This window comes from Tessaracoccus zhenghani (assembly GCF_055326325.1).
Genome location: NZ_JBUZNQ010000002.1, coordinates 615,810 through 628,453, shown reverse-complemented (window position 1 = coordinate 628,453; position 12,644 = coordinate 615,810). Strand labels below are relative to the sequence as shown.

Below are 12,644 nucleotides of genomic sequence, written 5' to 3'. Positions count from 1 at the left end.
GTTCCGCGCCAGCCTAGTTCTTTCGCTAGCATGGGCTCTTGTCGGACGGCTGAATTCGGTGAGATCCCGGAACTGTCGCGCAACCGTGATCCCGCTGCTGCGGGGAGTCGGACCTCCGCCCGGCATCACGGTTACCTCCGTCGCGACCAGCGGAACCGCCTCTCGGGCGACGGACCTACACAGAAGAGGTCCAGCAGATGCTCCGACGCACCGCCCTCACCCGCCTTGCCGTTCCCACCGCCGCCGTCCTGACCATCGCTCTCGCCATCCCCGCACTGCACGCCGCGGCCGCCCCCAGCGAGGCCGAGGAATGCGTCCAGGCGGGCAACGTCTGGGTCCACATCGAATACGACGAGACCGTGACCGGCGCCTGCGCCACCGAGTTCGCCAGCGCGCAGGAGGCGCTCCTGACCACCGGCGTGACCGAGGATGACAGCTGGATCCAGACCGTGGACGGCCGCCTCTCCGAGGGCACCGAGTGGTGGTCCGTCTACTTCATGTCGCCCAACGACGACGGCACGTACCCCGGCGAGTGGGAATTCGCGGAGGTCGGCGTCGCCGAACTGGAGATGTATCCCTCGGAGGTGCTGGCACTGAAGCTCCAGGACGACTACAACTTCATGGACCAGACGCTCGCACCGGCCGTGAACCCGGTCGACGGCGTGGTGCTGACCGATGAGGAGCCCGCCCCCAGCGCGTCGCCCAGCCCCTCGGTGAGCCAGACCCCCGCCCCGTCCGCCTCGCCGGCGGTTTCCGCATCACCGACGGTGTCCGCATCGCCGGTTGCTTCGCCCTCCGCCTCGGTGGAGGTCACCGCCACCGCCGTTCCGAGCCGCCCGGGTCTGCCCAAGACCGGTAACTGATGAACGTGCGTCCTGCCGCCCTGCTCGCCTCCCTGTTCCTGGCCGTCGCCGGTGGCTGGGTGGCATCACCGTCCGCCTCTGCGGCCGTCACAGACGGTCACTGCACGACGGATACGGGGGTCACCCTCGTGGTGGACCACCAGGAGCTGGGCGGCGGGCGCATCATCAAATGCGTCGAGGACGTGCCCGACGGCACCAGTGGCCTCCGGCTCCTCAAGCTGGCCGGCCTGGCCTCGGAGGGGACCATCCACGACGGGCCCGGCTTCGTGTGCCGGATCGGCGGGCGGCCCTCGGTCAACGAGAGCATCCCTCTGGACGGCAGCCCCGACTACCGGGAACGCTGCGTCGACACCCCGCCCAAGACGGCGTTCTGGAGCTACTGGCACGCCCCCAACAACGGCTCCTGGACCTTCTCGCAGCTGGGTGGAGGCAACCGTGAGGTGATCCCCGGCGGCTACGAGGGCTGGTCCTTCTCCCTCAACAACACCGAGAACAGCAACCCGCCGCCCGGCGTCACGCCGTCGCACCCGGTGGTGAAGCCGCAGCCCGCCCCCACCACGAAGGCGCCGGCACCCACCACCCAGGCACCGGCGGCCACCACGACGGCCCCTGCCGCGACGACGGCCGCTCCCACCACGCAGGCCCCCGCGGCCACGCAGGCTCCCGCGACGACGCCGGCGGCACCCACCACTGCGGCCCCGGCCAGGACGACCACAAAGCCCCGAACGAGCACCACACCCCGCGTCGTCAGCACGCCGACGGAGCCGAGCCGGAGCGCGAGCCCCGAGGCCCCGGCCATCACGCCGTCGTCCGCGGAGCCCGAAAGCGCCGAGGCCACGCCGTCCGCGTCGGCCAGCCGCACCGTCGAATCCGTCATGACGGAAACCGCTGCGGCGGGCTCGAGCCCCACCGACGAGCAGATGGCAGCACCGGAAGGTGCCCCGCCGGTGGCCGCCACTGTCGCCGATGACGGCGGTGTGCCGACGGGCACCCTCGTAGGAGCAGGGGCTGTCGCCGCCATCGGGCTGGGTGGTGGCGTCATGTGGTGGCGACGCCGCGGCCTGTGATCAAACGCTACTTCCTTCCCCGACAACTGCACCCGTTCGCCTGGTGGGGGTGGGCGCTCGCGCTCGCCGTGGCCGCGTCGTCGACCTCCAACCCGCTGTTGCTGGCGGGTTTCATGGCAGTGGCCTCCCTGGTGGTCATCGCACGACGCGCGGACTCGCCCTGGGGAAGGGCCTTCAAGCTGTACCTCTACCTGGGCCTGTTCATCGTGGTGCTCCGTGTGGCGTTCCGGATCGTCTTCGGAGGCGGTGACGGCCCCACCGTCCTCTTCACGCTGCCCGAGGTCCCGCTGCCCGTCTGGGTGCGAGGCATCCGCCTGCTCGGGCCGGTCTCCCTGGAGGCGGTGGTGACCGGCTTCTACGACGGAATGCGCCTGGCCACGATCATCGTGTGCGTGGGCGCGGCCAACGCCCTGGCCAACCCGAAGAAGCTCCTCGCCAGCCTGCCCGGCGCGCTGTATGAACTGGGCACCGTCATGGTGGTGGCCGTGTCCGCGCTCCCCCAGCTGGGAGACTCGCTGCAACGCGTGGCTCGCGCCCGAAAACTGCGCCGCGCCCCGGCCGCACGGGGTCGCAGGCAGCGGCTGAAGGTGGTGGAGACCATCATCGTGCCCGTCCTCTCGGACGCCCTTGAGCGCTCCCTGGCGCTGGCCGCTTCCATGGACGTGCGCGGCTACGGGCGCGCCGGCAGCGCCTCCGCCCGGGACAGGGTCGTCTCCTTGGCGCTGGGGCTGGCCGCCATGTCGCTGTTGGCGGTGTGGGCCTACCGCTTCCTCGCCGCCGCCCCGGACCAGTTCGTCTTCCGGGTGCCGGTGATCTCCACGCTGCTCCTCCTCGCCGGCGTCGCCGCCGCGGTGGGCGCCTTGCGGGTCTCAGGCAGAACGGTGAAGCGAAGCCAGTACCGGCCCATCCGATGGGCGCTGGCGGAGACCGTCGCGGTGGCCGCGGGGGTGGGCGCCGCAGCCGTGGTCTACCTCATCGCCGACTCCGACGACGCGGGGGCGCTCTTCCCCAGCATCTATCCCTTCGTCTGGCCGGAACTGACCCTCCCGCTGCTGTTGGCGCTGGGCCTCGCCGCGCTGCCGGCATTCGTCACCCCGCCGCCCACCGCGGCCCAGAGGAGGACCAGGGCATGATCCGTTTCGAGAACATCTCCTTCCACTACGCGAGCAGTGAGACGCTGCGCCTCGGCGCGGTGGACTTCCGGATCGACGAGGGCGAACTCTGCCTCGTGGTGGGGCCCACCGGTAGCGGCAAGTCCACGCTGCTGGGCTGCATCAACAACCTGGTCCCGCGCTTCACCGGCGGCATCCGCACCGGCCGCGTCTTCATCGACGGCGTGGACACCACGCTCCTGCAGCCCCGCGAGCTCGCCACCACCGTCGGCTACGTCGGCCAGGACCCGTTGGCGGGCTTCGTCACGGACACCGTGGAGGAAGAGCTGGCCTATTCGATGGAGCAACTCGGGTTCGCGCCTCCCGAGATGCGACGGCGGGTGGAGGAGACGCTGGACCTGTTGGGCATCGCGGAACTCCGCGACCGGAACCTACGCACGTTGTCGGGCGGCCAACAGCAGCGGGTGGCCATCGGCAGCGTGCTGGCGAGCTCCCCCAAGGTGCTCGTCCTGGATGAGCCGACCTCGGCGCTCGACCCCATCGCGGCTGAGGAGGTGCTGGCGATCATCAGCCGGCTGGTGCGCGACCTCGGCACAACCGTCGTCATCGCCGAACACCGGATGGAGCGCGTCATCGAGTTCGCTGATTCAGTGCTGCTGGTGGGCGATGAGGTGCGCCACGGCGACACCCGCGACATCCTGGCGAAGGCCAGCATCAAGCCGCCGCTCGTCGAGTTGGGCGCCCGCATGAACTGGTCGCCGCTGCCCCTCACCATCCGCGAGGGACGACGGCTTGCCAGCGAGCATCGTCGCGTCTGGGCCGAGGTACCGCCCGTCCTCCCCCTGCCGGCCCCCCGGACGGAGGCGGAACTCACCGCCCGCGACATCATCGTGCGCTACGGCTCGAAGGTGGCGGTGGCCGGCGTCGACCTCACGTTGCACGCGGGCGAGGTCACCGCGCTGATGGGCCGCAACGGGTGCGGCAAGTCCAGCCTCCTGTGGGCCCTGCACGGCGCGGGCAGGCGCGACGGCGGCTCCGTCACCATGGCCGCCCCTGGCCAGGTCTCCGAGGTGCCAGGCATAGCGCTGGTGCCCCAGACCCCATCGGACCTGCTCTACCTCACATCGGTGGCCGCCGAATGTGAGCAGAGCGACCGCAACGCCGGCCTGCCCTCGGGCAGCACCCTGGCGCTGCTGCGCAGGCTGGTGCCGGACATCGAGCCCGACGCGCACCCGCGCGACCTGTCCGAGGGCCAGAAGCTCGCCGTCGTCCTCGCTGTGGAACTGGCAGGCAACCCCCGGGTGGTGCTGCTCGATGAACCCACGCGCGGGCTGGACTACGCAGCCAAGCAGGCGCTCACGGAGATCGTGGCCGGGATGGCCGCCGACGGCCGCGCGGTGCTGATCGCCACCCACGACGTGGAGATGGTGGCCCAGACCTGCGAGCGGGTGGTGGTCATGGCCGAGGGCGAGGTCGTCTCCGACGGCCCAACGCGCGATGTCCTCGCGGGGTCCGCGCTGTTGGCCACCCAGGTGGCGAAGGTGGTCAACCCCGTTCCGCTGCTCACGGTGGAGGAGTTCGTCGATGCGGCCCGCTGACCCCACGTTGGAGATCCCGGCGCCTGTGGTGGGCGTCGCCATCGGCTGGCGCAGTTGGCTGGTCATGGCACTGTCCACCGTGCTGGGCCTGTTCGCCATCGGCTGGCCGCTCCTCATCCCGGCCGTCGGGGTCGCCCCCGAGCATGCCGACGACGCGCCCTTCGTCTTCGCGGCGCTCCTGCCGGTGATCCTGCTGCTCGTGATCGCCCAGGTCACCGAAGGCGGGCTCGACGCCCGCTCCCTGGCGGTGCTCGGAGTGCTCTCGGCCATCAACGCGGCCATCCGCCCTGCCCTGGGCGCGGGTACGGCCGGCATCGAATCGGTCTTCTTCCTGTTGATCCTCGCCGGCAGGGCCTTCGGCCCCGGCTTCGGCTACCTGTTGGGGTTCACGTCGCTCTTCGCGTCCGCGCTGCTGACGGCAGGCGTGGGTCCGTGGCTGCCCTTCCAGATGCTGTGCGCGGGCTGGGTGGGTCTGACGGCCGGCCTGCTACCCAAGCGCGTCAAGGGTGGCTGGGAGATCGCGATGTTGATCGCTCTGGGCATCCTGTCCGCCTACCTCTACGGGGCGCTGATGAACATGTGGTTCTGGCCGTTCATCACGGGTATCAATCTCGACGGCACCGGTGGGAGCCTCGACTACGTGCCCGGCGCCCCCATCCTCGAGAACCTGACCCGCTTCGGCTGGTTCACCCTCCTCACCTCGACGGCGGGCTGGGACACGGGCCGGGCCATCACCACCACCATCGCCCTGCTGATCGTGGGCCGCCCCGTGCTCACGGTGTTGCGCCGGGCCTCGGGGATGGCCAGGGTCCACACCGGTTGATAGGGTCAGGACCGTCGAGCGGAGAACGCCGGTGTGAATCCGGGACTGACGCGCAACCGTAACTCCAGTGGAGAAGTCGGACCGAAGCTCGTGCATGGATCACCCGCACACCGTGTGCGGGTCTTACGCGAAAGGATCCTCAGTGCGTATGCGCACCCGCCTGATGGCGCTCCCCCTGATTGCCGGCCTCACGTTGGGCCTCGGCTCCCTTGCCTCCGCAGACACCAGCAGCGACGCGCTTGCGGCGATGACCTGGGTGTCTGCCCAGAACAATCCTGACGGCACCCTGTCGTCCTATGAGGACTATCCGGACCCGGGCCTCGTGCTCGACGCAGTGCTGGGCGGCGTGGCGGCCGGGCTCCCTGATGCCACCATCGGCGCCTGGCTGTCCGCCATCGAACAGCTCTCCGGCCCGAGCTTCGCGGAGCGTGTCCTCGACGACGCCGAGTTGGGCACCAGCCGGGATCACGGCATGATCGGCAAGGCCCTGGTCGCCACGGCCGCCGCCGGCCACTCCACGTCCAGCTTCGCCGGTATCAACCCGCAGAACCTGGCCGCGGAGTCGTTCACCGACACGACGATGCCCGGCCACGCGGCCGGCACCAACGCGTTCGGTCAGGCCTACATCATGATCGGCCTGGCCCGCACCGGCACGCTGCCCGCCAACACCGTCACCTTCCTCGCCGGCCAGCAGTGCGCCAGCGGCGCCTGGCCCATGTACTTCGACGCCGACCCCGCGAAGCACTGCGACGTCGCGAAGAAGTCGGCGGACCCGGACGGCACGGCGATGATCGTCATGGCTCTGCGGGCTGCACAGGCCAAGGGCATCACGGCGGCCAAGGCTCCGCTCGACAAGGGCGTGTCCTGGCTGAAGTCCCAGCAACTGGAGGATGGCTCGTACACTGGCGCCCTTCCCTTCACGCCCTCGCCGAACACGAACTCCACCGGCCTCGTGGCCGCTGCCCTCGCAGATCTGGAGCCCACAGTGGTGAGCCGGATCGGTAACTGGGTGAAGACCCTGCAGCTGACCGGCGCGAACAACACCGGAGCGGTGGCCTACGACAAGCTGGCCTTCGACCGGGCAGTGGACGGCAACATCTCGGCCGTTGGACGCGGCCAGTGGATCCGCGCCACCTCCCAAGGCGCCTTCGCGCTGGCGCCCGTGGACTTCTACCGGCTCGGTGCCGTCGAGGCACCCGCTCCCACGCCCAGCCCCAAGCCGACGGTGACGCCGAAGCCCTCGCCCGCCCCGGCTGCGAAGTTCGTGCGCACCGCCCCCTACACGCTGGCCGGTGAGCACACCGTCAATGGCCGGCAGTGGAGGACACAGTGCGAGCCGTATTCGCGCACGGACCGCTGCCGCACGGACATCTGGGCGACGGTGGTGTCCATCGAGGACGGCCAGTTCGTCCGCAAGAACGGCTGGGTCTTCAACAACCTCACCTACCTCCCCTACATGACTGAGGCAGCATGGCAGGGCAACCCCCTCGCTGCGGACGATGAGGACGGTTTCACCTCTGGTGGCCGAAAGTGGCGCACTGAGTGCCATACCGCCCAGACCGGCACCGGCGCGTGCCGCTCCTACACCCTGACGACGGTGTACGGCGCCACGGCGAAGGCTGGCGGCGGCTACACGTTCAGCCAGTCCAACCAGTGGGTGTTCAACAACATCGTGATGTTCGGCGGCCCTGAGAAGCGCTGACGCGATCAACTGGACGAGGCCCCGGGCCTGCGGCTCTGCCGCAGCCCCGGGGCCTTGCCCATTCAGCGTCTCGCGGGCAGGGAGAAGAGCCCGCCCTGCTCGTCGAGCCATCCGGATTCCACGAGTTCGGCTGCGTTGGCCAGCGCATCCATCATCGCCTGGCCGGTACGGGCGGACAGTTGGGCGGCGCTCACGTGCTCCTTCGAGCCAACCGCCTCCCGGATCTCCATGAGCGGGAGCGGCAACTGGTCGATGGGCCGGCTCGCTCCACGGCCCGTGGGCTCGGCCACGGCGCCCAACGGGGACAGCACCGCTTGGACGTCCTCTGCACACGTGACGAGGATGGCCTCGCCGTCGCGGATGAGCTTGTGTGGAGTGGACGACAGGGACGACGTGATGGGGCCCGGCACCGCGAGCACCGGGCGGCCCAGCGAGTTGCCCCACGAGGCAGTGTTCTTGGCGCCGGATCGCGCGGCAGCCTCCACCACGATCACCGCGTCAGCCAGCGCCGCGATGATCCGGTTGCGTGCCAGGAAGGCATAGCGGGTGGGGCGGTAACCCGGCGGCAGCTCCGACACGAGCCCGCCTGACTCGATGATCCGATCGGCCAGGCGGCTGTTGGCCGCCGGGTACGGCTCGTCCACACCGCTGGCCAGCACCGCCACCGTGGTGCCACGCACCCCCAGCGCACCCCGGTGCGCGGCAGCGTCCACCCCGAAGGCGAGCCCGCTGATGACGGGACGATCCTGCATCGCCAGGTCTGCCGCCAGCGTCACGGCTGCGTGTTCGCCGTAGGTGGTGCAGGCCCGGGAACCGACGATGGCCACCCCTCCGGCCAGCCCGGTCAGCGGCCGTCCCCTGATCCACAGCCCGATGGGCTCCCCGGTCTGCTTGGCGACCTCCGCCGTTGCGAGGCCGGCCAGGGCGGACGGCCATTCGTCATCTCCCGGGATGATGAACCTGGACCCGCAGCGCTCTGTACTTCGCTGCAGCCCGGGCAGATCGATCGCCTGCGCCCGCCTTCCCCACGACGTATCCGGCTGGGAGAGAAACCCGCGCCAGAGTTCCTCGGCCCCGAACCGGGCGAGCGCCTTCACCACGTTGGGCTGCCCCAGAGGCGTGAGGGCGCACAGCGCCATCCGGGCCTCTCTCTCCGTGACCATCACGCCGCCCTCTCCTGGTCGCCTTGGCGAAGGTGCAGCGCGACGCGCAGCTCCCTGTCCGAGATCCCGCTGCCGCCGGCCAGGTCCGCCAGGGTCCAGGCCAGCTTCAGCACCTTGTCCACGCCGCGTGCGCTGATGGCGCCGCGCTGCAGTGCGCTGTTCAGCAGCCCCAGATCCAGCGGCAGCGGCAGCTTCTTGCGGAGGTAAGGCCCCGCCACTTCGCCGTTGGTGGTCCAGGGGGTACGGCGCAGCCGGTGGCGCTGGCGCTCGCGGGCCTCGAGCACGCGCTGCAGCACGACGGCGCTGGCCTCCGGCGCCGCGACATCTGAATCGAGCAGCACGCGGTTGATGCCCGCCATCTGGTGCCGGATGTCGATGCGGTCGAGGATGGGCCCGCTGAGCCGCTCCTGATATCTGCGCACCTTGACCGACTCGCAGGTGCAGTCCATCCCCGCTACCCCGAACCGTCCGCAGGGGCACGGGTTGGCCGCGAGGACCAGCTGAAAACGGGCTGGAAAGCGGGTGGACATGCGGGCACGGCTGACGTTGATCCAGCCGTTCTCCAGCGGGGTGCGCAGCGCATCCAACTTGCCGCCGAAATCCGGGCACTCGTCCAGGAAGAGCACGCCTCTGTGGGCCAGCGAGATGGCGCCCGGCTTCAGCTCCCCCGAGCCGCCGCCCACGAGCGCCACCTGTGTGGTGGAGTGGTGCGGGTCCGCGAAGGGCGGGCGGGTGATCAGCCCCGAGAGTTCGTGCCCCGCCAGCGAATGGAGCGCCGACACCTCCACCGATTCGTCGGGGTCCAGTTCCGGCAGGATGGAGGGCAGCCGCGACGCCAGCATGGTCTTGCCGACGCCTGGCGCCCCCGTGAGGAACAGGTGGTGCCGGCCCGCAGCCGCCACCTCGAGGGCGAACTTGCCGTCCTCATGCCCCACGACATCCGCGAGATCAGGGACGAAGACGGAGCTGGGTCCGGCCATGGGCTCTGACGGAGGGGCGGCCTCAGAAGGGTTGTCGACAGTGAGCCCGTTGACCAGCCTCACCACCTCGTCGAGGCGGCCCGCTCCGTCCACCGTGATGCCCGGCACCAGGGCAGCCTCCTCCTGCTGGCCGTAAGGGACGATGGCACGCTCGAAGCCGGCTTTCACTGCGGCCAACATGGCGGGCAGGATGCCCCGCACCCTCCGCACCCGCCCGTCGAGCGCCAACTCGCCGATCAGGACCGTACGCGCGGCCCGGCCGGGGCTGATGTAGCTCTGCGTGGCGAGCGCCGCCACGGCGATGGCCAGGTCATAGTGCGTACCCGCCTTGGGGAGGCCCGCCGGCGACAGGTTGATGGTGACCAGTTGCTCCGGCCACTTGAATTCGCACGCCCGCACGGCCGCCTTGACCCGCTCCTTGGCCTCGTTGAGGGCCTTGTCCGCCAGCCCTACGATCTGGGTGCGGGGCAGGCCGCCGCCCTCCGCCGCCTCCACCTCCACGGGATGCCCGTCGATGCCCTGCAGCGCCACTGACCACGACGACAGGCTCACCGCTCCTCGATCCCGCGGGCGTGCACCAGTTCGGAGCCGCCGTTCCGGGGCCACAGGATGCCGATGGCGTCCACCCTGAGCCGTGGCAGCCCCAGCTTGGACTGCCGGGCGTAGATGCCGGCCAGTTGCCGGAGCCGGCGTGCCTTCGCGTACGTGATCGTCTCCAGTGGCGAGCCGAACCCCAGGCCGGCCCGCGTCTTCACTTCGACGACCACCAGGGCCTGCGCGTCGGGGTCTATCGCAATGATGTCGGCCTCGCCCTCCGTGCAGCGCCAGTTGCGCTCAAGGATCTGCCAGCCGCATTCCAGCAGGTAGTCCGTTGCTCGTTGTTCTCCCAGACGCCCGAATGTCTGTTTGTGGTTCATGGGTCATCACCTCGGACCCATTTATGGTCAGAGGAGGTGGGCGATCACCGTTATCCACAGATTCCGGGGAACCGGGTGCAGCAGGAGGGGCTCAGTTCTCGTTGTCGGGCACCTGGAGATCCGAGTGCGCGATCTCCTCGATGGACACGTCACGGAACGTCAGCACCTTCGCCGACTTCACGAAGCGGGCCGGGCGGTACATGTCCCACACCCACGCGTCGCCCATGGAGACCTCGTAGTAGACGTCTCCGCCTTCGGTGCGCACCTTGAGATCCACCGCGTTGCACAGATAGAACCGCCGCTCCGTCTCCACCGCGTAGGTGAAGATGGACACGACGTCCTTGTACTCGCGGTACAGGTCAAGCTCGAGCTTGCTCTCGTACTGTTCAAGATCCTCGGCACTCATGGTTGCTCAACTCTAGCCTGATTCGGCCGCGGTAACATCTGCCCGCCTGGCACTGAGCCGGACGTTCTCGAAGCACCAGCGGTGGATGGGTGACGGCCCGTGCTCGTGCAGGGCGCCCTGGTGCAGCTTGGTGTTGTAGCCCTTGTGGATGGCGAAGCCATAGCTGGGGTAGGTTGCGTCGTATTCGGTCATGATGCGGTCTCTGGTGACCTTCGCGACGATGGACGCGGCGGAGACGCAGGCGGCCACCTTGTCGCCCTTCCACATCGCCAACCCCGGCACACCGAGGCCGTCCACGGGGAAGCCGTCGGTCAGCACGAACCCGGCCGCCACCTCCAGGCGCCCCACCGCTCGGCGAAGGCCGTGCAGGTCTGCCTGGTGCATGCCCAGCTCATCGCACTCCGCCGGCTCCACCAGCGACCACGCGACGGCGACCGCACGCTTGACGATCTCGTCGTAGAGCCGCTCACGGGCTGCGGCGGTGAGGACCTTGGAGTCGTCGAGGCCCTTGATGGGCCTGTCCGGGTTGAGGATGACCGCGGCCGCGACGAGGGGGCCGGCAGATGCCCCGCGCCCGGCCTCGTCGGCACCCGCGACGGGACCCAACCCGGCGCGTACCAACGCTCTTTCATACCCGTAGGGGCCCCGACCCGGCCGAATCATCAGCAGCCAGGCTCCACCCGGATGAGGTCCGGCTTCTCCGGCGCGGGGTCCGCAGGCGCCGGCACGCTCGCATAGGTCTCCGGCACGGTGAAGGTGGAAAGCCTCTGCAGCGGTGCGACGATGGCCACTGATGAACCCACCACCTTGCTGACCGGCACGAAGGCGCGCTCCCCCGGCACCTGCGACACGTCGCCCAGCCGGCAGCGGGAGTCGTTCGAGGCGTTGCGGTGGTCTCCCATCACGAAGATGCGGTCCTTCGGCACGATGATGTCGAACGGGACGGTGAACGGAGCCACCTGGACGCCGTTGGCGGCGTACAGGTACGCCGACTCCTCCAGCTGGTGGCCGTTGACCTCCAGGAAGCCGTCGTCCGTGGTGCGGACGTGGTCTCCCGGCATGCCGATGACGCGCTTGATGAGGTGCTCGGTGCCTGAGTTGGGCAGCACACCGATGAACTCGAGCGACTTCTTGACCGGGTTGTCCGTGGGGGTGCTGGGCGGCAACCAGTTGCCCGGATCCTCGAACACGACGACGTCCCCCCGCTGGAACCCGCCGAACTTGGCCACCAGCACCCGGTCATTGACCTGGAGCGTGTTCTCCATGGATCCCGATGGGATGACGAACATCTGCCCGACGAACGTGCGCAGGAGCGTGGCGATGACGACCGCCCCGACGATGATCAGGATGCCCTCCCCCAACCAGCCGAGCAGGCGACGGCCGAAGCCCGGCGGGGCGGGCTCGACATGCTCTGCCTGCGTCTGGGATGCCCCGACTGCGAACGGTTCGGTGGGCTCGGTGGTGGATGCCACGAATTCAGTCCTTAGAGGTCAGGCGGGGTCGCTCATCTGAGCATACCGCCGCCCACAGACGTGGATAACGCAGAACCGCCGGGCACAGGCCCGGCGGTTCATGCAGCTCTCAGGAGCAGGTGATCAACGCTTCTCGCGGATCTTGGCGGCCTTGCCGCGCAGGCCGCGGAGGTAGTACAGCTTGGCGCGACGAACGTCACCGCGACGCTCGACCTCGATCTTCTCGATGATGGGAGAGTGCAGCGGGAACGTACGCTCCACGCCCACACCGAAGCTCACCTTGCGGACGGTGAACGCCTCCTGCACACCACCGGCGTTGCGGGCGATGACGACACCTGCGAACACCTGGATACGGGAGCGGCTGCCTTCAACGACGCGCACGTGCACCTTGACGGAGTCACCGGCGCGGAACTGCGGCATGTCATCGCGCAGCGACGCCTTGTTGACCTCTTGGATGAGGGGGTTGGTCATGTTCAAACCTTTCCGTCAGCGCCACAGGTCACCGCGGTGTTGTCTGGCCCGGCAAACGCTCAGACGATCC

General features: G+C 69.4%; 13 protein-coding genes. 6 read left to right on the top strand and 7 right to left on the bottom strand.

Annotated elements, in window-relative coordinates; genetic code table 11:
* The first annotated feature begins 197 nt into the window (after positions 1–197).
* The 6 genes from ACZK4S_RS06705 to ACZK4S_RS06680 all read left to right on the top strand — a co-directional run bounded on the left by ACZK4S_RS06705 (position 198) and on the right by ACZK4S_RS06680 (position 7,165).
* On the top strand, positions 198–863 hold the full coding sequence (locus tag ACZK4S_RS06705) for a hypothetical protein (RefSeq protein ID WP_463643786.1): 666 nt from the start codon (positions 198–200) through the stop codon (positions 861–863).
* Positions 863–1,930, top strand: a complete 1,068-nt coding sequence (locus ACZK4S_RS06700) for a hypothetical protein (protein ID WP_463643785.1) — start codon at positions 863–865, stop codon at positions 1,928–1,930. Before ACZK4S_RS06705 ends, ACZK4S_RS06700 begins: the two co-directional genes overlap by 1 nt.
* Positions 1,927–3,063 carry an energy-coupling factor transporter transmembrane component T gene (locus tag ACZK4S_RS06695; RefSeq protein WP_233120783.1) on the top strand — a complete coding sequence of 379 codons (1,137 nt, stop codon included), beginning with the start codon at positions 1,927–1,929 and terminating at the stop codon, positions 3,061–3,063. Before ACZK4S_RS06700 ends, ACZK4S_RS06695 begins: the two co-directional genes overlap by 4 nt.
* Complete coding sequence (locus tag ACZK4S_RS06690; RefSeq protein WP_076062312.1) at positions 3,060–4,640, top strand: ABC transporter ATP-binding protein; 1,581 nt, start codon at positions 3,060–3,062, stop codon at positions 4,638–4,640. Before ACZK4S_RS06695 ends, ACZK4S_RS06690 begins: the two co-directional genes overlap by 4 nt.
* Positions 4,627–5,463 (top strand): ECF transporter S component, encoded by an 837-nt coding sequence (locus ACZK4S_RS06685; RefSeq protein ID WP_076062314.1) that lies wholly within the window; start codon positions 4,627–4,629, stop codon positions 5,461–5,463. Before ACZK4S_RS06690 ends, ACZK4S_RS06685 begins: the two co-directional genes overlap by 14 nt.
* A gap of 142 nt (positions 5,464–5,605) precedes the next feature.
* Positions 5,606–7,165: a prenyltransferase/squalene oxidase repeat-containing protein gene (locus tag ACZK4S_RS06680; protein WP_463643784.1), complete on the top strand. Its 1,560-nt coding sequence runs from the start codon at positions 5,606–5,608 to the stop codon at positions 7,163–7,165.
* A gap of 62 nt (positions 7,166–7,227) precedes the next feature.
* Here the strand turns inward: ACZK4S_RS06680 and dprA are convergent, their stop codons facing one another.
* The 7 genes from dprA to rplS all read right to left on the bottom strand — a co-directional run bounded on the left by dprA (position 7,228) and on the right by rplS (position 12,574).
* Positions 7,228–8,328 carry a DNA-processing protein DprA gene (gene dprA, locus ACZK4S_RS06675; protein WP_463643783.1) on the bottom strand — a complete coding sequence of 367 codons (1,101 nt, stop codon included), beginning with the start codon at positions 8,326–8,328 and terminating at the stop codon, positions 7,228–7,230.
* On the bottom strand, positions 8,328–9,860 hold the full coding sequence (locus tag ACZK4S_RS06670) for a YifB family Mg chelatase-like AAA ATPase (protein ID WP_463643782.1): 1,533 nt from the start codon (positions 9,858–9,860) through the stop codon (positions 8,328–8,330). Before ACZK4S_RS06670 ends, dprA begins: the two co-directional genes overlap by 1 nt.
* The gene (locus tag ACZK4S_RS06665) at positions 9,857–10,225 is read right to left on the bottom strand and encodes a YraN family protein (protein ID WP_076062322.1); all 369 of its coding nucleotides are present in this window, start codon (positions 10,223–10,225) and stop codon (positions 9,857–9,859) included. Before ACZK4S_RS06665 ends, ACZK4S_RS06670 begins: the two co-directional genes overlap by 4 nt.
* Before the next feature lie 91 nt (positions 10,226–10,316).
* The gene (locus ACZK4S_RS06660) at positions 10,317–10,631 is read right to left on the bottom strand and encodes a DUF2469 domain-containing protein (protein WP_076062324.1); all 315 of its coding nucleotides are present in this window, start codon (positions 10,629–10,631) and stop codon (positions 10,317–10,319) included.
* Between the two features lie 12 nt (positions 10,632–10,643).
* Positions 10,644–11,294, bottom strand: a complete 651-nt coding sequence (locus ACZK4S_RS06655; RefSeq protein WP_076062326.1) for a ribonuclease HII — start codon at positions 11,292–11,294, stop codon at positions 10,644–10,646.
* Positions 11,294–12,103, bottom strand: a complete 810-nt coding sequence (gene lepB, locus ACZK4S_RS06650; protein WP_083665562.1) for a signal peptidase I — start codon at positions 12,101–12,103, stop codon at positions 11,294–11,296. The genes ACZK4S_RS06655 and lepB overlap by 1 nt, the downstream gene beginning before the upstream one ends.
* 123 nt (positions 12,104–12,226) lie before the next feature.
* A complete protein-coding gene (gene rplS, locus ACZK4S_RS06645; protein WP_076062328.1) occupies positions 12,227–12,574 on the bottom strand; it encodes a 50S ribosomal protein L19 in 348 nt (115 codons plus the stop codon).
* Positions 12,575–12,644 lie beyond the last annotated feature (70 nt).

Coding starts and splice junctions, on each gene's coding strand:
- ACZK4S_RS06705 (WP_463643786.1), top strand. CDS start 198: ATGCTCCGACGCACCGCCCTCACCCGCCTTGCCGTTCCCACCGCCGCC.
- ACZK4S_RS06690 (WP_076062312.1), top strand. CDS start 3,060: ATGATCCGTTTCGAGAACATCTCCTTCCACTACGCGAGCAGTGAGACG.
- dprA (WP_463643783.1), bottom strand. CDS start 8,328: ATGGTCACGGAGAGAGAGGCCCGGATGGCGCTGTGCGCCCTCACGCCT.
- ACZK4S_RS06700 (WP_463643785.1), top strand. CDS start 863: ATGAACGTGCGTCCTGCCGCCCTGCTCGCCTCCCTGTTCCTGGCCGTC.
- ACZK4S_RS06660 (WP_076062324.1), bottom strand. CDS start 10,631: ATGAGTGCCGAGGATCTTGAACAGTACGAGAGCAAGCTCGAGCTTGAC.
- ACZK4S_RS06665 (WP_076062322.1), bottom strand. CDS start 10,225: ATGAACCACAAACAGACATTCGGGCGTCTGGGAGAACAACGAGCAACG.
- ACZK4S_RS06655 (WP_076062326.1), bottom strand. CDS start 11,294: ATGATTCGGCCGGGTCGGGGCCCCTACGGGTATGAAAGAGCGTTGGTA.
- ACZK4S_RS06685 (WP_076062314.1), top strand. CDS start 4,627: ATGCGGCCCGCTGACCCCACGTTGGAGATCCCGGCGCCTGTGGTGGGC.
- rplS (WP_076062328.1), bottom strand. CDS start 12,574: ATGACCAACCCCCTCATCCAAGAGGTCAACAAGGCGTCGCTGCGCGAT.